Annotated in this window: 19 protein-coding genes and 2 pseudogenes; 14 read left to right on the top strand and 7 right to left on the bottom strand. The window is 74.6% G+C overall.

What is annotated here, in order from left to right:
- Positions 1-11 precede the first annotated feature (11 nt).
- Entirely contained in the window at positions 12-857 is an 846-nt protein-coding gene (locus ACGFSH_RS17295) for an SDR family oxidoreductase (protein WP_393349293.1), read from the top strand.
- A 15-nt stretch (positions 858-872) separates the two neighbouring features.
- Here ACGFSH_RS17295 and ACGFSH_RS17290 read toward each other — a convergent pair whose 3' ends face one another.
- Positions 873-1,292 (bottom strand): hypothetical protein, encoded by a 420-nt coding sequence (locus ACGFSH_RS17290; RefSeq protein WP_393350028.1) that lies wholly within the window; start codon positions 1,290-1,292, stop codon positions 873-875.
- Positions 1,293-1,564: 272 nt separating this feature from the next.
- Here ACGFSH_RS17290 and ACGFSH_RS17285 point away from each other — a divergent pair, with 272 nt between their 5' ends.
- Together ACGFSH_RS17285 and ACGFSH_RS17280 are read left to right on the top strand one after the other, a co-directional pair.
- Entirely contained in the window at positions 1,565-2,443 is an 879-nt protein-coding gene (locus tag ACGFSH_RS17285) for a MurR/RpiR family transcriptional regulator (RefSeq protein ID WP_393349292.1), read from the top strand.
- A gap of 98 nt (positions 2,444-2,541) precedes the next feature.
- Positions 2,542-3,129, top strand: a complete 588-nt coding sequence (locus tag ACGFSH_RS17280) for a hypothetical protein (protein WP_393349290.1) — start codon at positions 2,542-2,544, stop codon at positions 3,127-3,129.
- A 183-nt stretch (positions 3,130-3,312) separates the two neighbouring features.
- On the opposite strand, the gene ACGFSH_RS17275 is transcribed toward ACGFSH_RS17280, so the two are convergent.
- Genes ACGFSH_RS17275 through ACGFSH_RS17260 form a run of 4 tightly spaced genes read right to left on the bottom strand, consistent with a single transcriptional unit; the run spans position 3,313 to position 5,635 of the window.
- The gene (locus ACGFSH_RS17275; RefSeq protein WP_393349288.1) at positions 3,313-3,687 is read right to left on the bottom strand and encodes a hypothetical protein; all 375 of its coding nucleotides are present in this window, start codon (positions 3,685-3,687) and stop codon (positions 3,313-3,315) included.
- A 22-nt stretch (positions 3,688-3,709) separates the two neighbouring features.
- The gene (locus ACGFSH_RS17270; protein WP_393349286.1) at positions 3,710-4,237 is read right to left on the bottom strand and encodes a roadblock/LC7 domain-containing protein; all 528 of its coding nucleotides are present in this window, start codon (positions 4,235-4,237) and stop codon (positions 3,710-3,712) included.
- A gap of 34 nt (positions 4,238-4,271) precedes the next feature.
- Positions 4,272-5,186 (bottom strand): transcriptional regulator, encoded by a 915-nt coding sequence (locus ACGFSH_RS17265; RefSeq protein WP_393349284.1) that lies wholly within the window; start codon positions 5,184-5,186, stop codon positions 4,272-4,274.
- Entirely contained in the window at positions 5,183-5,635 is a 453-nt protein-coding gene (locus ACGFSH_RS17260) for a hypothetical protein (protein WP_393349282.1), read from the bottom strand. The genes ACGFSH_RS17265 and ACGFSH_RS17260 overlap by 4 nt, the downstream gene beginning before the upstream one ends.
- A gap of 402 nt (positions 5,636-6,037) precedes the next feature.
- Here ACGFSH_RS17260 and hutU point away from each other — a divergent pair, with 402 nt between their 5' ends.
- The 4 genes from hutU to hutI all read left to right on the top strand — a co-directional run bounded on the left by hutU (position 6,038) and on the right by hutI (position 11,692).
- Positions 6,038-7,708 carry a urocanate hydratase gene (gene hutU, locus ACGFSH_RS17255; RefSeq protein ID WP_393349281.1) on the top strand — a complete coding sequence of 557 codons (1,671 nt, stop codon included), beginning with the start codon at positions 6,038-6,040 and terminating at the stop codon, positions 7,706-7,708.
- Between the two features lie 155 nt (positions 7,709-7,863).
- Positions 7,864-9,105, top strand: coding sequence for an allantoate amidohydrolase (locus tag ACGFSH_RS17250; RefSeq protein WP_393350026.1), 1,242 nt, complete (start codon positions 7,864-7,866; stop codon positions 9,103-9,105).
- Positions 9,102-10,448: a formimidoylglutamate deiminase gene (locus ACGFSH_RS17245; protein WP_393349279.1), complete on the top strand. Its 1,347-nt coding sequence runs from the start codon at positions 9,102-9,104 to the stop codon at positions 10,446-10,448. Before ACGFSH_RS17250 ends, ACGFSH_RS17245 begins: the two co-directional genes overlap by 4 nt.
- Positions 10,449-10,483: 35 nt before the next feature.
- Positions 10,484-11,692 (top strand): imidazolonepropionase, encoded by a 1,209-nt coding sequence (hutI, locus tag ACGFSH_RS17240; RefSeq protein WP_393349277.1) that lies wholly within the window; start codon positions 10,484-10,486, stop codon positions 11,690-11,692.
- 152 nt (positions 11,693-11,844) lie between these two features.
- Here hutI and ACGFSH_RS17235 read toward each other — a convergent pair.
- Positions 11,845-12,696: pseudogene (locus ACGFSH_RS17235) on the bottom strand (DMT family transporter); the annotation flags it as partial.
- Between the two features lie 298 nt (positions 12,697-12,994).
- On the bottom strand, positions 12,995-13,930 hold the full coding sequence (locus tag ACGFSH_RS17230; protein ID WP_393349275.1) for an RNA polymerase sigma factor SigF: 936 nt from the start codon (positions 13,928-13,930) through the stop codon (positions 12,995-12,997).
- 239 nt (positions 13,931-14,169) lie between these two features.
- Between ACGFSH_RS17230 and ACGFSH_RS17225 the strand changes: the two genes are divergently transcribed.
- From ACGFSH_RS17225 to ACGFSH_RS17195, 7 genes and pseudogenes are all read left to right on the top strand, one after another.
- Entirely contained in the window at positions 14,170-14,565 is a 396-nt protein-coding gene (locus ACGFSH_RS17225; protein WP_393349273.1) for an STAS domain-containing protein, read from the top strand.
- Positions 14,566-14,768: 203 nt separating this feature from the next.
- Positions 14,769-15,332 (top strand): ATP-binding protein, encoded by a 564-nt coding sequence (locus ACGFSH_RS17220; protein WP_393349271.1) that lies wholly within the window; start codon positions 14,769-14,771, stop codon positions 15,330-15,332.
- A gap of 642 nt (positions 15,333-15,974) precedes the next feature.
- Entirely contained in the window at positions 15,975-16,703 is a 729-nt protein-coding gene (locus tag ACGFSH_RS17215; RefSeq protein ID WP_393349269.1) for a peptidase, read from the top strand.
- Positions 16,704-16,732: 29 nt separating this feature from the next.
- Complete coding sequence (locus ACGFSH_RS17210) at positions 16,733-17,596, top strand: hypothetical protein (protein ID WP_393349267.1); 864 nt, start codon at positions 16,733-16,735, stop codon at positions 17,594-17,596.
- A pseudogene (locus ACGFSH_RS17205) lies at positions 17,593-18,684 on the top strand (hypothetical protein); the annotation flags it as partial. The gene ACGFSH_RS17210 and the pseudogene ACGFSH_RS17205, both read left to right, overlap by 4 nt.
- Before the next feature lie 344 nt (positions 18,685-19,028).
- On the top strand, positions 19,029-20,300 hold the full coding sequence (locus ACGFSH_RS17200) for a hypothetical protein (RefSeq protein WP_393350023.1): 1,272 nt from the start codon (positions 19,029-19,031) through the stop codon (positions 20,298-20,300).
- A gap of 175 nt (positions 20,301-20,475) precedes the next feature.
- Complete coding sequence (locus ACGFSH_RS17195) at positions 20,476-20,835, top strand: hypothetical protein (protein WP_393349265.1); 360 nt, start codon at positions 20,476-20,478, stop codon at positions 20,833-20,835.
- Positions 20,836-20,886 lie beyond the last annotated feature (51 nt).

The following is a 20,886-nucleotide window of genomic DNA, read 5'->3' as shown; positions in this document are numbered from 1 at the left end:
GGGAGCGACGGATGACGCACGAGAACCTGCACGAGAACCTGCGCGGCGACCTGCACGACGACCCCCGGCCGACCCCGCGGGACGTCCCGTTCGCGACGCCGTACCCGAGCCTCGCCGGGCGGACCGCCGTCGTCACCGGCGCCGCCAGCGGGATCGGGGAGGCGGTGGCCGCGCTGCTCGCCGCGTCGGGCGCCCGGGTCGCGCTGCTGGCCCGGCGCGCGGACCGGCTGGAGGCGGTCGCCGAGAAGATCCGCGCCAACGGCGGCGAGGCCCTCGCGGTCGTCGCCGACGTCACCGACGACGCGTCCGTGACCGCCGCCGCCGACCGGATCAGGGAGGCCTACGGGACCGTCGACCTGGTCGTCAACAACGCCGGCGTCATGCTGCCCAACCCCGTCGACGCCGGCCGCGCCGACGAGTGGCAGCGGATGCTCGACACCAACGTCACCGGGGTGCTGCGCATGATCCGCGCCTTCACCGGCGACCTGGTGGAGAGCGCGTCCCGGGGGCGCGCCGCCGACCTGGTGAACGTCTCGTCCATCGGCGCGCACATCACGTTCCCGAACTACGCGGTGTACGGCGCGACCAAGGCCGCCGTCACCTATCTGTCCCAGTCGCTGCGCACCGAGTTCGGGCCGCGGGACGTGCGGGTCACCAACGTCGAGCCGGGGCTGACGGAGACCGAACTGGCCACGCATCTCGACAACGCCGAACTGGCCGGGCAGCTGGACGGCATGCTCGACGCCATCGGGGCGCTGTCCTCGGCGGAGATCGCCGATGTCGTCGCCTACGCGACCAGCCGCCCCCGGCACGTCAACCTGCGGCAGATCGTGGTCCTGCCGACCCGGCAGGCGTGACGCCCCGGACGCGGGTCAGTCGTCGTCCCGCACGGACCGCCGGCGCGGACCCGACAGCAGGTCGGGGTTGCTGCGGGCGGCCTGGACGAAGTTCACGCCGACGACGCCGATCCAGGTGGTGACCACGCCGGCGAAGCCGGCGAAGGCGCCGCAGACCGCCGACAGCGGGATCGCCAGGATCAGCGAGACGATGCCGAAGCCGAAGCGCTCGCCCCAGGAGTCCGCCGACCCGGGCGAGCGCGCCCCCCGGGCCGTCGCCATCTGCTGCTCGGCCAGCCGGCGCCGCACCCGGCGCTCCACCGCGCTGTCGATGCGCTGGTCGACCTTCTCCAGGAACGAGTCCACCAGCGCGGACTCGTACTCCTCGCCCAGTTCCCTGCGCGTCTGCAAGGTGGCGTCCAGTTCCTTCTTCAGGTCCGTGTCCCGCGCGTCCATGGCCGTCTCCCGTCCCGTCATGGACAAAGGCTAGGGAGCGGGGGACGCCCGGCGCACTGGGGTTAGCCCCCCTGTCCCGGTGGGGCCCGCGGGCGGGAACCCCTTGCCCGGCTGTATGACGTCATGCAGAGTTCTCGGTGAGTGAATGGATCGTCGACGGAGCGGCGCGGTGGCGTCCGGTCCGGCCTCGGGTGCGAGGTGCGGTCCGGGGCTCCTGGCGCACTGCCGGACCGGTTCACGGACACCACGGACACCTGGAGGGGGAGCGGGGCATGAGCGCGGAGACGGAGTTCGGCGAGAGCGGGCCGGGGGCCGGGGCGGACGGTCCCGCCGCCCGGCTGCAGACCCTGTTCGAGGGGCACCGGCTGACGCCTACGCAGCGCCGGATCGCCCACAGCATGGTCCGCCGCGCCGCCGACGTGCCGTTCCTGTCCAGCGTGGAACTGGCCGAGCTGGCCGGGGTCAGCCAGCCGTCCGTCACCCGCTTCGCGGTCGCCCTGGGCTTCGACGGCTACCCCGCCCTGCGCAGGCATCTGCGCGAGGTCGCCCCGGCCGGGCAGCCCGCGGAAACCGCCTCGTACAACGAGTACCAGCAGGCCGTCGAGGCCGAGATCGAGAACCTGCGCCACCTCGCCGAGGCGCTCGCCGACCCCCGCCCGGTGCGGCGGGCGGGCCGGCTGCTGGCGGCCTCGCGTCCGCTGCCCGTCCTCGGCCTGCGGGCCGCCGCCTCCCAGGCGTACGGGTTCGCGTACTTCGCCGCCAAGGTCCATCCGGACGTACGGCTGCTGCACGAAGGCGGCACCATGATCCACGACCGGATCGACGCCGCCGTCCGGGCCGGCGCCTCCGCCCTGCTCTGCTTCGCGCTGCCCCGCCACCCGCGCGAGGTCGTCGACACCCTCGGCTACGCCCGGGAGGCCGGGCTGAGCGTGGTGACGGTCGCCGACTCCGCGTTCGCGCCGGTCGCCAAGGTCTCCGACCTGCTGCTGCCGGCCGCCGTCGGCACCGGACTCGCCTTCGACACGGCCTGTGCGCCGATGCTGCTCGGGCGGGTGCTGCTGGAGGCGATGTGCGACGACCTGCCGGACGCGCAGGCCCGGCTGGAGGAGTTCGACACGCGGGCGGCGGCGCGCGGCCTGTTCGTGGAGTGACCCCGCCCGCGGGCGCGGCGCGCTCTCAGACTCGTCTCACGTTCGCTCACTAGTCTGCGCGGTCACGGAAACAGTGCCTGAGTGACGAGGAGGCGGACGTGGCACGCGGAGGACAGGGGTTGGCTCGGGTGGCCGTCGTCGTACGGGCCGGAGCCGCGCCGATGTGGTGGTGCGGGGTGGTGGCGGCGGGGGCCGGCGTCCTGACGCCGGGCCTCACGGGACGGCGGATCGGTGTGCTCGCCGGGGCCGCGCTGTTCATCGTGGCAGCGGCGCTGACGGGACTGCGCGGCCGGCGCCGGTTCACCGCGCTGGGCCGCGGAGCCGCGCGGGCCGGCAAGCACGACGTGCTCCAGGACAGGGCGGTCACCGTGCGCACCTGGCGGCGCGGTCACCGCTGGTGGCTGCTGCTCGCCTTCCTCGGCGCACTGGCCGCCTCCCTCGCGGCGCCCTCGGCCGGCGGACTGCTGCTCGCCGGCTGCGGTGCCGGGCTGTACGGGAAGGCCGCCTGGATCGGACGGCGCGAGCGGGAGGACGACGTGCTGCTGTGGGTGCGCGTCGACTGGCTCGACCGGCGCGGCGGACGCCCGGCCGGCAAGGCGGTCAAGGCGTACCGCGCCACCGGCGTCGCGGCGGGCGACGCGGCACCGGGCGGAGCGCGCCGCCGCACCGCGGCCCTGGCCGCCTGACGGCCGGCGGGGACGGGCGGGGACTGGCGGGCCGGGCGCGGAACGGGCCCCATCGGGACGGGTCCTGACCGGGACGGGTCCTGATCGGGGCGGGCGCGGGCCGGGCGGGTGTCCTTCGGCCCGGTCCGCGCCGTCGCGGCCGATGCGCGGGCGGCGTCCCGGAGGGGCCGCCCGGCGCGGGGCTCAGACCTCCAGGTCCTCCTCGATCTTCCTGAGCTGGTGGCGGGCCATCGCGAGGTTGGCCCGCTTGGCGTCCAGGACGAGGTACATGAACAGTCCGTTGCCGCTGCGGCCGCTGATCAGTCTGATCAGGTGGTACTGGTCGTTGAGCGTGATCAGGATGTCCTCGATCTGGCCCTTGAGCCCGAGGTGTTCCATGGTGCGCATCTTGGCGCGCACCACGTCGGTGTTGCCGGCGGCGGCGACGTTCAGGTCGAAGGTCTTGCTGCCGCCCAGCGTGCCGAGCGCCATGCCGCTGGTGTAGTCGACGAGCGCGACGCCCGTCGCCCCCTCGATGGAGGCGAGGCACTCTTTCAGCGTGGTTTCGGTGTTGGCCATGACGTGTGCTCCTCGGTTCCTGTCAGCTTTCGGTGGTGGTGCGCGCGTTGGCGGTGGCCGGGCCGCGCGCCGTTCTGGTCCGTAGGGTCGGGGGCTTGGCCGGTGTGCGCACCGGCGGCTTGGCGGGGGGCTTCGGCGGCGCCTCGGCGGGCGAGGCCCGTGCCTGCCGGGCCGCCGCCTCCCGGGCGTCCACCAGCTCCCCGACGCGGGCTCCGGCGCGGCGGCCCTCCAGGTGCAGCCGGCCGACGTTGACGCGGTCCTGCGCGAGCAGGGTCAGCACGGCGGACTCACCGGCCGCGTAGGTGGCGACGTAGCCGTACCGGCCGCGCACGAGCAGCTCGCGGAAGTCGCCCTGGCCGGTGGTGTCCGCCATCCGCACCGCGACGCCGAGGGCGGCGGCGGTCAGCGCGGCCACCACCTCCGGCTCCACACCGGGTGTGTCGTGGGCGAGGACGAGGCCGTCCACGCCGGCCGCGAGGGCGCCGGTCAGCTGGGGCACCCGCGCCCGCAGCCGCCGCAGCTCGTCGAGTATCTCGGGCGCCGAGGCCATCAGCTCGCTCCTCTCGGCACGCGGTCGCTGCCGTTCAAAGGGCCTCCAGCGCATCCCTGAGCCTCTTCAGCAGGGTGATGTCGGGGTCGTTGACGCGGGGCAGGGTGATGCCCCGCGGCGGTTCGGCCGCGGCCGTCCCCGCGGTCGCGGTGAGCGCGTGACGGGGCGGCAGGCCGGGCACGGCGGCGGCCGGGGAGTGGGGGGCGCGCGGCGGCGGGAACAGGGCCGTCAGCAGCCCGGCCGCGGCCAGCCGCCGGACGTCGACCAGGGTGTGGAAGGCCTGCCGGCCCAGCTCGTGGGCGATGTCCGGCGCGGTCCGCACCCCGTCCGCCAGGGCCAGCACCGCGCCCTGCCGGGCGGTCGGCGTCGGCGCGGCGACGGCGTCGGCCCGCCGCAGCGGCGCCGCGTCGGTCAGCGGGTCCGGCCACAGCCGGTCCAGCAGCTCGCGCCGGCGCAGCGTCTCGCGCTCGACCGCGGCGACCGGGACGGGCCGCAGGGCGCCCAGCCAGTGCCCGGCCCCGTAGCGGAAGTGGCCCGGGGTGCTGCTGGGGGCGAGCGCGAAGTAGGCCGCGTCGTACACCGCCTCCAGGTGGCACAGCTCCAGTGCGCCGCGCGGGACGCGGCCGGCGTCGAGCAGCAGACGGGCGGCGCCGTACTCCTCGTCGGCCCGGTCCACCGCGTCCTGCCAGACGGCGGGGGCGAGGGTGCCGTGGGCCAGGAGGAGCACGTCGAGGCCCGGGGCGAGCGGGCTCTCGGCGTGCACCACGCGGCCCTCGGCGAGGTAGAGCGAGCCGCGCTCGCGCTCCAGGACGCCCGTCGCCCGCTCGGCCGCGAGCCGGGTGAGCATCGGCGACAGCGCGCCGCCGCGGTCGCGGGCCCCGGACTTCTCCCGCACGGGCAGCCGGGGCGGCGGGGTCGTCCCCTGGGGGTGCGTTCTCACCGCGGTCACCCGAGCACCAGCCGTCCGGCCATCTCGCCCAGCCGGATCCGGGCGAGCGCCAGGTTGCCGTCCGGCCGGCCCAGCCACACGTGCAGGAACACGCTGCTGTCGAAGGACGTCGGCACGAAGCGCAGCACGTGGTAGCTGTCCCGGTTGCTGATGATCAGATCCTCGACCGGGGGATCGACGCCGGCCGCCCCGGCCGTCGCGTCGCCCCCGCCGGGTCCGTCGCCGTCGTCGGCGTGCTCGTGGCGGGCGTAGCCGTCGGGCGCGAAGGCCCGCTGCTCCGCCGTGAGCCGGGCGACCTCGGCGGCCTCGGCCGCGGCCGCCTCGTGGTCGCCGCCGGGGAACTCCCCGACCGCGCCCAGGGCCAGTCCGCTCGTCCAGTCGACCAACGCGGCGCCCCGTGCGCCGGGCAGCCGCATGGCCTCCAGTAGACACTCGTCGATTCCGGGCACCGTTGGCTCCCCTCCCGCCTGCGGTTCGGCTGAGTGATGAAGAAGCTACGCAACGTAGGCGTGAGGGGTGAGTCTTCTGGCATTTTCCAGCGGAACATGCGGCGGGGTGGCTAACGTGGGTCGACTGACCTCGTTTCGGGCCGGCCGGCGCCCCATGTGTCTCTTCAACACCTCCCGACCGGCGCACGTCAACGGCGCGCGTGTCCCGCCGGGGTGGTGCGTGCCGCAACGCGCGCCCCCGTCGGGCCCTTCCCTTTCCCGTCCCTGCCGGGGGCCTTCGCTCTCCCTGTCCGGAGCGCGGCTCGTCGCGCCCGCGTATTGACTAGCCCTATTCAGAGCGTCAGGATGTGAATAACAACAGCAAAAATCCGCCGGGATCACCCATCCGCAAGGAGGCCGACCATGTCAGGACCCCGCCCCGTACGAGCGCCGCGCGGTACGGAACTGAGCGCCCTGGGATGGCAGCAGGAGGCCGCGCTGCGGATGCTGCAGAACAACCTCGACCCCGAGGTCGCCGAGCACCCCGACAAGCTCGTCGTCTACGGCGGCACCGGCAAGGCCGCCCGCGACTGGCGCTCCTTCGACGCGATGGTCCGCACCCTGCGCACCCTCAAGCAGGACGAGACCATGCTCGTCCAGTCCGGCCGCCCGGTCGGCGTCATGCAGACGCACGAGTGGGCCCCGCGCGTCCTGATCGCCAACTCCAACCTCGTCGGCGACTGGGCCAACTGGGAGGAGTTCCGCCGCCTGGAACAGCTGGGCCTGACCATGTACGGCCAGATGACCGCCGGGTCCTGGATCTACATCGGCACCCAGGGCATCCTCCAGGGCACCTACGAGACCTTCGCCGCCGTCGCCGCGAAGAAGTTCGGCGGCACCCTCGCCGGCACGATCACCCTCACCGCGGGCCTCGGCGGCATGGGCGGCGCCCAGCCGCTCGCCGTGACGATGAACGACGGCGTGGCGATCTGCGTCGACTGCGACCCGCGCGCCATCGACCGCCGCATCGAGCACCGCTACCTGGACGTCCGGGCCGACGACCTCGACCACGCGCTCCGGCTCGCAGTGGAGGCCAGGGACCAGCGCAGGCCCCTGTCCATCGGCGTCCTCGGCAACGCCGCAGAGGTCGTCCCGCAGCTGCTGGCGATGGGCGCGCCCGTCGACATCGTCACCGACCAGACCTCCGCCCACGACCCGCTGGCCTACCTGCCCACCGGCATCGCCTTCGAGGACATGGCCGACGCCGCCGAGAAGGATCCGGCCGGCTTCACCACCCGGGCCCGCGAGTCGATGGCCCGCCACGTCGAGGCGATGGTCGGCTTCATGGACGCCGGCGCCGAGGTCTTCGACTACGGCAACTCCATCCGCGGCGAGGCCCAGCTGGCCGGATACGACCGCGCGTTCGCCTTCCCCGGCTTCGTCCCGGCCTACATCCGCCCGCTGTTCTGCGAGGGCAAGGGCCCCTTCCGCTGGGCCGCCCTGTCCGGCGAGGCCTCGGACATCGCCAAGACCGACAAGGCCATCCTCGACCTCTTCCCGGAGAACGAGTCCCTCGCCCGCTGGATCAAGCTGGCCGGCGAGCGCGTCCACTTCCAGGGCCTGCCCGCCCGCATCTGCTGGCTCGGCTACGGCGAACGCGACAAGGCCGGCGAGCGCTTCAACGACATGGTGGCGTCGGGCGAACTGGCCGCCCCCCTCGCGATCGGCCGCGACCACCTCGACTGCGGTTCCGTCGCCTCCCCGTACCGCGAGACCGAGGCCATGCTCGACGGTTCCGACGCGATCGCCGACTGGCCGCTGCTGAACGCCATGGTCAACGTCGCCTCGGGCGCCTCCTGGGTCTCCCTCCACCACGGCGGCGGCGTCGGCATGGGCCGCTCCATCCACGCCGGCCAGGTCTCGGTGGCGGACGGCACCCGGCTCGCCGGCGAGAAGATCCGCCGCGTGCTGACCAACGACCCCGGCATGGGCGTCATCCGGCACGTCGACGCGGGCTACGACATCGCGGAGTCCGTCGCCGACGAGCGGGGCGTGCGGGTGCCGATGAACGAGGGCGAGGGCGAGGCGCGGTGACGACCGCAGACGGCAGCCGTGCGGCGGGCGCCGAGCGCCCGTCGCCGCCCCCCGCCGACCGGCCCCGCGCGGGATCCCGCGCGCACGAGCCGCGGCAGCGCGAGCCGCGGCCGCAGGCGCCGGTGTCCGCGGTGGCCGGCGCCTCCTTCCAGGAGATGTGGCGTGACCTCGCGCCCCTCGGGCGTCACCGCGACTCCGGCGGCTACCGCCGCTACGCCTGGACCGCCGCCGACGCCGACTGCCGCGCCTGGTTCCGGCAGCAGGCCGAGACACGGGGGCTGGCCTACGAGGTCGACCGCAACGGCAACCAGTGGGCCTGGCTGGGCGACCCCGGCGCCGAAGACGCCGTCGTCACCGGCTCGCATCTCGACTCCGTGCCCGACGGCGGCGCCTTCGACGGGCCCCTCGGCGTCGTGTCCTCGTTCGCCGCCCTCGACGAACTGCTCGCCCGGGGCGTGGAGTTCACCAGGCCGCTCGCCCTCGTCAACTTCGGGGACGAGGAGGGCGCCCGGTTCGGCCTGGCCTGCGTCGGGTCGCGGCTCGCCGCCGGGCAGCTCACGGTCGAGCAGGCGCACCGGCTCACCGACGCCGAGGGGATCACCCTGCCGCAGGCCATGGAGGCCGCCGGGCACGACCCCGACGCCCTCGGCGCCGACCCGGAGCGGCTCGGCCGCATCGGCGCGTTCGTGGAACTGCACGTCGAACAGGGCCGCGCCCTGGACCTCAGCGGCGACCGGGTCGGCCTCGCGAGCGCCATCTGGCCGCACGGACGCTGGCGGTTCGACTTCCGCGGCGAGGCCAATCACGCCGGCACCACCCGCCTCGCGGACCGGCGCGACCCCATGCTGTCCTACGCCGAGACGGTCCTCGCCGCCCGCCGCGAGGCCGAACTCGCGGGCGCCGTCGCCACGTTCGGCAAGATCTCCGTCGAGCCGAACGGCGTCAACGCCATCCCCTCCCTGGTGCGCGGCTGGCTCGACTCCCGCGCCGCCGACCAGGCCACCCTGGACCAGGTCGTCGAGGGCGTCGAGAGGGCCGCCCGCGGCTACGCGCAGGCACACGGGATCGACCTGGACGTCGTGCGCGAGTCGTTCACGCCCGTCGTCGAGTTCGACCACGCCCTGCGCGACGAACTGGCCCGCATCCTGGGCGCCGGCGCGGGCGTGGGCGACATCGCGGGAGCGGGCGGCAGCGGGACCGGCCTCAGGGTCCCCGTGCTCGGGACGGGTGCCGGACACGACGCCGGAATCCTCTCCGCGAGCATCCCGACCGCCATGCTGTTCGTGCGCAACCCCACGGGCGTCTCGCACTCCCCGGCCGAGTTCGCCGCCGAGGACGACTGCGTGGCCGGGGTGCTCGCACTCGCCGACGCACTGGAAGGGCTGGCCTGCAGGTGACCCACCCCCACACGCGCACGTACTGGCTGGAGCACGCCTGGCTCGACACCCACGTCGAGCCGGGAGTCGCCGTCGACGTCGCGGACGGCCGGATCACGGCCGTCCGCACGGACGTGCCGGCCCCGCCGCCCGGCGCCGAGATCCTGCGCGGCCTGACCCTGCCGGGGCTGGCGAACGCGCACTCGCACGCCTTCCACCGCGCCCTGCGCGGAACCGTCCAGGTCGGCTCCGGCACCTTCTGGACCTGGCGCGAGATCATGTACTCGGTCGCCGACAGGCTGACGCCGGAGACCTACCACGCCCTGGCCCGCGCCGTGTACGCCGAGATGGCGCTGGCGGGCGTCACCGCCGTCGGCGAGTTCCACTACGTGCACCACGCCCCCGGCGGCGCCCGCTACGCCGACCCCAACGCCATGGGCGAGGCCCTCATCGCGGCGGCCGCCGACGCCGGCATCCGCATCACCCTCCTCGACACCGCCTATCTGTCCTCCGGCTTCGGACAGCCGCCCACAGCCCACCAGCTGCGCTTCTCCGACGGGAGCGCCGAAGCCTGGGCCGAACGCTGTTCAGTTCTCAAGGAACGGGATCACGCGCGGATCGGAGCGGCCATCCACTCCGTGCGGGCGGTGCCCGCCGGCCAGCTGGAGACCGTCGCCCGGTGGGCCGAGGAGCGGCGCGCCCCGCTCCATGTGCACCTGTCCGAGCAGACCGCCGAGAACGACGCCTGCCGCGAGGCCCACGGGTGCACCCCGACCCAGCTGCTCGCCCTGCACGGCGTGCTCGGGCCGCGCACCACCGGCGTCCACAACACCCACCTCACCGCCGAGGACGTCTCCCTCATCGGCGCCAGCGGCACCGGGACCTGCATGTGCCCCACCACCGAACGCGACCTCGCCGACGGGATCGGGCCCGCCGTCGCCCTGCAGAACGAGGGCTCACCGCTCTGCCTGGGCTCCGACAGCCACGCCGTCATCGACCTCCTCGAAGAGGCCCGCGCGATGGAACTCGACGAGCGCCTGCGCACCCGCACCCGCGGTCACTGGACGGCGGCCGCGCTGCTGCGCGCCGCGTCCGCCGACGGCCACGCGGCCCTCGGCTGGCACGAGGCCGGAACGATCGAGGAGGGCGCGCTCGCCGACCTCACGACCATCGCGCTCGACTCGGTCAGGACAGCGGGACCGCTGCCCCGGCTCGGCGCCGAGACGGCCGTATTCGCCGCGAGCGCGGCGGACGTCCGGCACACCGTCGTGGGCGGACGGCATGTCGTACGGGACGGGGCGCACACGCTCGTACCGGATGTGCCGCAGGCCCTCGCGCAGGCCGTCGACGCCCTGCGCGGCTGACCACCGCCCCCCGCCCGGCCACCCATGAGGACGCCATGAGCAGCACCGTCATCACCAACATCGCCACGCTGGTCACCAACGATCCCTCCCTCGGACGCGGGTCCCCCCGGTCGGACGCATGCGAGAACGGGGGCGGTTCGCCCCTCGGCCTGATCCGGGACGCGGCGGTCGTCATCGACGGCGACCGGATCGCGTGGACCGGTGAATCAAGCAAAGCACCAGCCACTGACAACCGGGTCGACGCCGGCGGCCGCTCGGTCCTCCCCGGCTTCGTCGACTCCCACTCCCACCTGGTGTTCGCGGGCGACCGCACCGAGGAGTTCAACGCCCGCATGTCCGGCCGCGGTTACACGGCGGGCGGCATCCGCACCACCGTGGCGGCCACCCGGGCCGCGAGCGACGAGGAACTGGAGGCCAACCTCACCCGTTATCTGGGCGAGGCCCTCAGCCAGGGCACCACCACCATGGAGACCAAGTCCGGCTACGGCCTGACGGTCGCCGACGAGGCACGCGCCCTGCGCCTCGCCGCACGCCACACCGACGAGGTCACCTACCTCGGCGCCCACATCGTCTCCCCCGACCACGCCGACGACCCGGCCGCCTACGTCGCCCTGGTCACCGGCGAGATGCTCGACGCCTGCGCCCCGCACGCCCGCTGGATCGACGTCTTCTGCGAGAAGGGCGCCTTCGACGGCGACCAGGCCCGCGCGATCCTCACCGCCGGCCGGGCGAAGGGGCTGCACCCCCGCATCCACGCCAACCAGCTCACCCACGGCCCCGGCGTGCAGTTGGCGGTCGAGCTGGACGCGGCCAGCGCCGACCACTGCACCCACCTCACGGACGCGGACGTCGACGCCCTCGCGAGCGGCGACACCGTCGCCACGCTGCTGCCCGGCGCCGAGTTCTCCACCCGCGCCGCGTGGCCGGACGCCCGCCGGCTGCTGGACGCGGGCGTCACCGTCGCCCTCTCCACGGACTGCAACCCCGGCTCGTCCTTCACGTCGTCCATGCCGTTCTGCGTCGCGCTCGCCGTGCGGGACATGGGGATGACCCCGGACGAGGCGGTGTGGTCGGCCACGGCGGGCGGGGCCGCGGCCCTGCGCCGCACGGATGTGGGCCGCGTGACCCCCGGCGCGTACGCCGACCTGACCCTGCTGGACGCTCCCAGCCACGTCCACCTGGCCTACCGGCCGGGCGTCCCCCTGGTGTCCGGCGTCTGGCGCAGGGGCGTGCGCGTGGTCTGAGGGGGCGCGGACCGGGGGAGCGGTCGGGTTCCGGACGAGGTCTCCCCGGGGTGTCCCGTCGAGGCCGCGTCCAGACTCTCGGCGGCGGCGGCACCAGCGGCAGCAGCGGCTGCGTCTGCGGCGGTGGTGGCGGGGACGGTGGCGCGTTGCCGGTCCGCCGCCGACCTGCCCCAGCCGGTGCCGACGAGTACGAGCACCGCGCCCACGAACCCGAGCGGGCCGGGCCGGTCCCCGGCGAGGGCGACGCCCACCGCCGCCGCCCACACCGGCTCGGTGCCCAGCAGCAGACCGACCCGCGACGGCGACGTGCGGCGGACCGCCCACATCTGCACGAAGAACGCGAACAGCGTGCAGAAGACGGACAGGTAGACCAGGCGGGCCCAGTCGCCGGAGCCGAAGCGCGCCGCCGCGGCCCACGGCGAGGCGCCCGTGCCGGGCACGGCCGCCAGCAGCGCGAACACGGCGACCGCACCGCCCAGCTGGACCGTCGTCAGCGACAGCGCGTCCGCGCCGCGCACCGACTCCATGCGCGCCATGGCGAGGACGTGCACGGTGCGGGCCACCGCCGCCCCCAGCATGAGCAGATCGCCCCCGGACGGGGCCGTGAACCCCGCCCCCTGGGTGAGAAGCGCCACGCCGAGCACCGACAGGCCCGCCGCGGCCAGGAAGGCCCCGGGGAGCCGCACGCCCCGTGCCCGGCTCTCCGCGAGCGGCGTGAACACCATCGTCAGGCTGATGATCAGTCCGGCATTGGTCGCGGAGGTGTGGACGACGCCGTACGTCTCCAGGAGGAAGATCCCGGCGAGCACCAGGCCGAGCAGCGAGGCGCCGCGCCACTGGGCGGCCGTCAGCGCCCGCAGCCGCCGCCGTCCGGCCACCGCCAGCACGGGGAGCACCACGGCGAACCGCAGCACCAGCACGGCGATGACGGTCTGCGCCGTGGTGACGCCCTTGGCGGCGAGGTAACTGGACCCCCACACCGCGGCGACCAGCAGGACGGGCACGTCGGCGAGAGGCCCCGGCCGCCCGGACCGTGCGGGCCGTCCGAACCGTGCGGTGGCGGGGACCGCCGGGGCTGCGGGGGCTGCGGGAGAGCGGCGCACGAGGGCTCCTGAGGGGCAGACGACGCGGGCCAGCGGCGCTGCTGGTTCGGGGGCCGGGCCAGCGTAGTCGCCGGGAGGGAAGCGGCCGGCGGATTTTCGCGCCCTGGCGCACAGACGTCCGCGCCCGGTGATCGAGTACGGCTCGATCACCGGGCGCGGACGTCCGAGGCCTGCTGGGGGCCGGCCCTTACACCTCGACTCACTCCTCGACGGTCAGCGCCTTGCGCAGCCGCACCAGGGTGCGCGACAGCAGCCGCGACACGTGCATCTGCGAGATGCCGAGCTCCTCGCCGATCTCCGACTGGGTCAGACCGGCGACGAAACGGAGGGAGAGGATCTGCCGGTCGCGGGGGGCGAGTTCGGCGATCAGGGGCTTCAGCGACTCGATGTACTCGATGCCTTCGAGGCTGTTGTCCTCGTAGCCGATGCGATGGGCGAGCGCGCCCTCCGAGTCGTCGTCCTGGGCCTGCGCGTCCAGCGAGGACGCCGTGTAGGCGTTGGACGCGGCCATTCCTTCGACGACCTGGTCGTGGGAGAGGCCGAGGCGCTCGGCCAGTTCCGCGACGGTCGGCGCGCGGTCGAGCTTCTGGGCCAGTTCGTCGCCCGCCTTGGCCAGGTCGAGCCGCAGCTCCTGGAGCCGGCGCGGGACGCGCACGGACCAGGACGTGTCGCGGAAGAAGCGCTTGATCTCGCCGATGATGGTCGGCATCGCGAACGTCGGGAACTCGACGCCCCGCGAGAGTTCGAAGCGGTCGATCGCCTTGATCAGGCCGATGGTGCCGACCTGGATGATGTCCTCCATGGGCTCGCTGCGGGAGCGGAACCGGGAGGCGGCGAACTTGACCAGCGCGAGGTTCAGTTCGACGAGCGTGTTGCGCACGTACGCGTGGTCGTGCGTGCCCTCCTCGAGGCTTTCGAGCCGTGCGAACAGGGTCTTGGACAGGGCCCGCGCGTCGACGGATCCGACCTCGTCGAACGGAGGGATCTCCGGGAGTCCGGCGAGGGCGTCGGTGGGGTCGACGTCCGGCACCGCGATGTGTGCGATGGGTTCCAGATGTTCTTGGTCCGGAGGGGGTGTCGACGTCGCTCCGCGGGTATGCGGTGCGTCGAGCCGGGGTGACATGATGTCCTCCATCGTTCTCGGCGTATGGCTGCCGAAGCCAGTGAGCGCACTACGGTGTGCGGCGCCTCCAAAGCCGGCCGTGTCGGTCTGCGTGTTCGTACTAGGCCTACCTGCTTTACTTGACCGATCGCAAGTGCACTTTGTCCGTTTATGTCTGTTTGTGTGCGATTGTTCGGGTGTTGAGGTGCGGGTCGAGGGCGTAGTGTTCGAGGGCGTCAGAAAGCAGTTCGCGACCCAGGAGAAGAGACGGCATGGACCGCGGGACGGTCGGCAGCGCACAGTCGGGCCGGCTTCTGGTCGAGGTGCGGGAAGAGGGCCCCAGTGCCGTCGTGACCCCGGCGGGTGAGTTGGATCACCACACCGCCGATTTGTTGCGTGAGCCACTCGAAGCCTGCCTCGCCAGAGGTCACAGTCGCCTGGTGGTCGACTGCACGCGCCTGGAGTTCTGTGACTCCACCGGGCTCAACGTGCTGCTCGGAGCCCGCCTCAAGGCGGAGGCGGCCGGCGGCGGAGTCCATCTGGCGGGGATGCTCCCCGTGGTGGCCAGGGTCTTCGAGATCACCGGCGCGGACGCCGTGTTCACCGTGCACGACACGGTCGAGGCGGCGCTGGCCGACGAGCGCGACGGACACGACGAGGACGGCTGAGTTCCGCCGTCCGCCCGGCGTCGGCTCGACACGGGCGAGATGGGGGGGTGTCCCGCCCGTCACGCCGGGCAGGAGTCATCCTGAACCCGCACATCCCGGCGGTGGCGCCGACGCGAACGCCGTCCGGTCACGTACGACTCTGCAGAGATCCGACTCTTGAATGGTGAACCGGTCAATCGGGGAATCGGTGAGGTGAAGCGCTGATGAGCACCACCCGGCCTTACTCGCCGGGCGACCGCGGCCCGGAGCCCAGCCCGGAGCCCAGCGGCGCTTCCGGGACGTCCCACGGGGACGCGCGGGGGGCTGGGGCGTCCGACGGAAGCACGGCTGCCGTGCCGCCCGCGTCGCCGGGCGGCCGTCAGGTACGCCGGCTGAGCTTCGAGGACGCCAGCGGTGTCGTCCCGCTCGCCCGCGACTTCGCCCGCCAGGCGCTCTACGCGTGGGGCTGGCTGCCCGCCGCGACCGCCGACCGGCGGGCCGCCGCCGAGGACGTGCTGCTCGTCGTCTCCGAGCTGGTCACCAACGCGTGCCTGCACGCCGAGGGACCGGACGCGATGGTCCTGGGCTGCGACAACAAGGTGATCCGCGTCGAGGTCTCGGACCGCGGCACGGGCCAGCCGGCGCCCCGCACCCCGCACCGCGCGGGCCGCCCCGGCGGCCACGGCATGTTCATCGTCCAGCGTCTCTGCCTGGACTGGGGCGTCATGCGCGCGCAGGGCGTCGCGGGCAAGACGGTCTGGGCGGAACTGGGCGCGGCCCCCGCCTGACACGGCGGCCGCGGGCCACGGGTCCCGGCCCCGACCCGCGTGCCCGCGCCGCCGACGCCCACTGTCGCCGTACACGGGCGGCACCCGCAGTCGCGGGCCCGCGGCCGCCCGCCGTCCGCTCCGGGCGCCCCGTCCCAGCGGCCGCCGATCAGCACCGATCACCACCGCCCGCGCTCACCGGGCACCGCCGATCGCTGGTCGCCGGACCCCACTGCCACTGCTTCCGGTCAGGGATCCCGGCCCTTGCCGGTCGCCGAGCACCACCGCTTCCCGGCCGCCGGCGTCACCGGTGCGTCTGCGTCTCCGCCGGTCGTCCGTCACCGGTCGTGCCTCTGTCGCCGAGCCGCGCCGGTCGCCGCGCGGTGCTCCCCCTTCGCAGACCCGCCCAGTCGGCCCGCGCCGGCCCGTCCCGGCCGCTGTTTCGCGCCCCCCGCTCCTCGCTCCCCGACCCCGGGTCCCGGTCCCCGGCCCCGCTTCTCCGGCCCCGTTCCGGGGGTTTCGTGGTGGCCGGGGCCGGGTGCGGGATCGTCACAACTCCGGCCCGTGCCTTCTCTTCCCTCCTCATCGCCTCGGGCGTACCTTGACGGCTCGATCTGATGCCTCGTCAGTAAGGCGGGGCGGTGGGAGTGAGGGGACGGGACCGTGTCGAACCGGAAGCGAACCGCCGTGCTCGCGACTGCCGCGGCCCTGGCCGGCTCGGCGGTGCTGACGGCCGCCCCGGCGGCCATGGCCGAGGTCGTCGACGTCAACTACAACTGCAAGACGCCCATCGGGGACAAGAGCGCCGTCTCGCCCATCGACATCAAGGGCGTCCGGAGCGGCGACGGGTACCGGATCACGATGTCCTGGCAGAAGGGCGTCTCCTCCAGCCCCGTCGAACTCGGCGCGGGCTCCATGAAGCCGAGCGCGACCATCACTCTGGGCGGCGCCGACAGCGGCACCCTGAACGCCACGGGCCCGGCCAACCAGGCCGCGATACCCGCGAACACCCCCATCAAGATCAGCGACCTGAGCGGCACGTACACCCCGAAGAAGAGCGGCAAGGTCACCTTCACGGCCGGCGTGCTGACCATCAAGGCCCTCGGCACCACCACCACCTGCACCCCGGGCAACACCCCCGGGCCCTCCCTCACCCTCGACGTGAGCGCGAAGGGCGGCGGTGCCGGCGGGGGCTCGACGGGCGGGGGGTCGGGCGGCGGCTCGACCGGCGGCGCGGCGAGCGGCGGCGGCTCCGGCGGGCAGCTCCCGCGGACCGGCCCCGAGGACTCCGCGATCGCCCTCGGCACCCTCGGCGGCACCGTGCTGCTCGCGGGCGCGGCGGGCGCCCTGTGGCTGACCCGGCGCGGCCAACCGGCGCGCGCCCGCCGCTGACCGCCCCCGGAGGAGCGCTGGAGCCGCCGATGCCGTACGCCACCGCCCGCGTCCTGCTGCTGTCCCTGCCGCTGCTGTCCCCGGCGCTGCTTCCCCCGGCACTGCCGGCCGGTGCGCCGAACGCCGGTCCGGACGGCTGGTCGGCGGCGCCCGCCGGCGGGGGACGGCCGTCGTTCTACGCCGAGGGCGCTCCCGGAGCGGCCCTGCGGGACACGGTCGCCGTGACCAACCGGGGGACCCGGCCGCTCGCCGTCCGGCTGGGCGCCGCCGGTCCCGGCCTGCGGGTCGCCTTCGCCGAGACCGCGCTCGACGTTCCCGCCCGCACCCGCGCCGAGGTGCCCTTCACGGTGACGGTCGCGGCGGACGCGCGGCCCGGCGACCGCACGGGCCGGATCGTCGTGCGGGACTTTGCGGGCCGGGAGAGGGAGGTCCGGCTGCTGGTCCGGGTCGGCGGTCCGCGGCTGGCCGCGCTGACCGTCGAGCACGTGGCCGTGCGCGGCGGCCGCATCGCCTACGAGCTGGTCAACCGCGGCACGACGGTCCTCGTCCCCCGGCTCGCCGTGCACGCGGACGGCGTCCTGGGCGTCGTCCTTGACCGCGGGCCGCGCCCGCTGCCCGTGCGCCTGCCGCCGGGCCGCCGTCTCGCCCTGTCCGAGCCCTGGCCCGACCCTCCGGCCCTGGACGCCGTCACCGTGCGGCTGACCGTCACCGCGCCCGGCGCGGCGCGGGCCACCGGGCGGGCGTCCGCGCGGTTCGTGTCACCGGGCGCGGCGGCGGGCGTGGCGGGCGGCGCGCTGTCGGCCGTGGCCGCCGCGGCGGCCCTACGACGCCGGCGGTGCTGTCGGCGCGGGACGGCCGCCGTCGAAGTCGAGCCGAGGGGAGCGCTGACGTGAGAGCACAGTGGCGGATCACGGCGCCCGCGCCGGTCCTGCTCCTCCTCGTCCTGCTGCTGTCGTCGGCCCCGGTGCCCGCGGGCGCGGCCGCCGGGCGGCCGGCGGTGACGGTGTCCGCGGCACAGGCGGGCACGGGCGGTTCGGTCACCGTGAGCGGCAGCGGCTGGCGGCCGCGCACCCTGCTGATGCTGCTGGTCTGCGGCCAGGCGACGCCCGCCCGGGGCGTGATCGGCGGCACCAACTCCTGTGCCAACGCCGACGGGCGCGCCGTCACCACCGACGCCGACGGCCGCTTCAGCCGGGCGCTGCCCGTGTCCGAACCGCCGGCGCCCTGTCCCTGCGTGGTGCACGTGGCCACCGTCACCGGTACGAAGGCGCAGGCCGACGCGGCGTTCCAGGTGGCCGGGCACCCGGTCCGGCCGCTGCCCGCGCGAACCGGCGGCGGACGTCTGTCGGTGCTCACCGACACCCGCCTCGAAGGGTCCTCGGGCCTGCTGACCTGGTTCGGGGCGCCGCCCGCGCGCACGCTGACGTTCACCGTGGGCAACCTCGGCACCGGGGACGTGAAGGACCCCGTGTTCCAGGTCGGGGCGGCGCACGGGGTGTTCGCCCCCGAGTGGGACGAGCGGCAGTGGCGCGGCACGATCCGTCCCGGCGGGAAGGCCCGCGTCGAACTGCCCGTCGAACTGGCCGCGGGCGCCCACGGCGACTACACGGTCTCCCTGAAGTACGGCGGGAAGGTCCTCGCCGAGCAGCCGTGGGGCGTGGGCCGCCCGTGGGGTGTGACCCTGTTCTGGATCCTGCTCTGCGTGGTCGTCCCGGCGGCGGTGTTCCGCGTCGGGCTGGCCGTGGTGGACCGGGTGCGCCCGCGCCCGCCGGGCCCGGGCGCCTCGCGGGTCCCCCGGCACGTACGCGGCAGGCACCTCCGGTCCCCCCGGACCGGGCCCCCGGCCCCGAACCCCGTTCCTCCCGACCCGGTCCTGCCGTGGTTCACCCCTGACACCGGCCCGGCCGCCACGACCCGGCTCACCGCGCTGCGAGAGGACCGCCCCGCACCTGTGCCGGGCCCGGTCCCGCCACCGGACTCGGCCCCACCGACGGCTCCGACGCCTCAAGCGGCTCAGACGACCGCTACGGCTCCGACGGCCCCCACGGCTGCCGCGACGGCTCCGTCGGGTTCGGCCGTGCCCGCCGACCCGGAGGCTTCCGCCGGTTCGGCCGTCCCCACCGACCGCACCGCTCCCACGGGGCACGGGCGCCCCCGCCGGGCCCCCCGGTCCGCCGGTTCTGCCGGTTCTCCCGGTTCCGGCGGGGGCGGCGACTCCCCTCGACCCCACGACTCCGGCAGGAAGGGATCCACGTGAGTGAGAGAGCCATGCCACCCGAAGGGGCCCCCGCGCGCAGGCGGGCGGCCGCCGCGGGCGTCGCCGTCATGCTCACCGGGGCCGCCGTCCTGCTGGGCGTGACCGCGGGTCAGGCGCAGGCCGCCGAGGTGTCCTACGCCACCAAGTGCGTACCGCCGTCGGGCATCGGCCTGCCCGACGTCAACGGCACCACGAAGGTGGAGATCACCGCGCCGGCCACGGCGAAGGTCGGCGACACCGTGGACGTCGTCTGGAAGTTCACGCAGGCCGCGTCGAAGAACCCCGACATCATCGATCTGCCCGCGAACTCCGTGCAGCCGTCCGGCACCCTCAAGGCGGCCGGTGCGCAGACCGCCGACATCGCCGTGCGGGGGCCGCGCGAGAACCCGGCGATCCCCAAGGGCGGCGCGATGACGCTGTCCGACATGAAGGGCTCGCTGAAGCTGACGGCGGCCGGGCAGGTGACGCTGACGCCGGACGCCTACGTCGTCAACGCGCTGTCGACGGACACCCGGTGCACGCCCACGCAGGCCGTGCAGCCCTCGGCGACGATCACGGTGACGGCCGGCGACGGCGGTTCGGGCTCGTCCAGCGGCAGCCCCTCGCCGAGCACGTCGCCGACGGCCTCGGGTTCGCCCGGCGGGTCCGCGACGCCGTCGTCCTCGCCGTCGGCCACCCCGACCTCGTCGCCGACCGGCGGCTCCGGCCCGACGGAGTTCACCGGCAAGGTCGTCGACGTCCCCTACACCTGTCAGTCGCCCATCGGGGAGAAGAGGGCGACGTCGCCGGTGCAGATCGACGCGCGGAAGGACGGCGGGAGTTACGGGCTGACCGTGCGGTTCAAGAAGTCGGTGATGAACAGCCCGATCGACATCCCGGCCGGCGCGGTGAAACCGTCGATGCAGATCACCCTGGGCGGCTCGGACAAGGGCTCGGTCAAGGTGACGGGCCCGGCCAACGCGGCCCCCGTCAAGCAGGGCGCCCCGATCGAGATCCCCGACCTGACCGGGACGTACAAGCCGGGTGCGACCGGTGAGTCCACGCTCTCGCCGGGCGTCCTCGTCATCGAGGCCCTGGGCACGACCACCACCTGCACTCCGGACAGCACGGCGGTCTCCCTGACGCTGAACACCGAGGAGCAGGCCGGCGGCGCCTCGGGCGGCGGCGGTTCGGGGTCGTCGTCGGGCTCCGGCGGCGGCGCCGCGGGAGGCGGCGGTCTGGCGGAGACGGGCTCGGGCGACCATGGGGCGCTGAAGGCCCTGGGCCTGGTCGCGGGCACGGCGGTGCTGCTGGGCGGAGCGGTCTTCACGTTCCTGCCGGGACGGCGGCGGCCGTTCTGAGGGCCCACCTCAGATCTTGCTCAGAACGGCGCGGATCGTTTGCGTCCAAGATCATCTCTCGCATACCGTCCGGGTGTTCGCGCAAGCGATCGAGCAACGGATATGCCCGCGAGGCAAAGAAGCAGTTGAAGCGTTGACCATCGCGCTCTGTGTCTCGCGGAGGGAAGAGGAGCAAATGATCTGGGGGAAGAAGGCGGCGGGCGGCGCGCTCGCCGCCGTCCTCATGGCGACGGGCGCCGGACTGGCGACGGCGGCGCCCGCCGAGGCGGCGACGGCCAAGTACAAGTGCAAGGCCGAGGTCCACCTCGACCTCGGCCGGCCGAAGGCGACGTCCTCGTGCAAGAAGTCCTCCTCGGGCAAGAAGGTGAGCAAGCAGCGCGTCAAGCTGGTGTGCGACGTGATCCGCGGCCGGGGCACCCCGCACGAGATCCCGTGGATCCTGTTCGGGCCGTGGGTGAAGCCGGGCCAGAAGTCCACCGTCATGTGCGGATTCAGCAGCTTCACGCGCTCCTGGTCGGTCGAGACCAAGTCCTGAAGCCGGGACGGGGCCCGCGCGCAGGCGTCCCGCATGCGAGAGGGGCCGCCG

Source organism: Streptomyces sp. NPDC048481 (assembly GCF_043200075.1).
Classification (GTDB): Bacteria; Actinomycetota; Actinomycetes; order Streptomycetales; family Streptomycetaceae; genus Streptomyces.
Note: the sequence above shows the minus strand (reverse complement) of the source record. Positions and strands in the feature narration are given on the sequence as shown.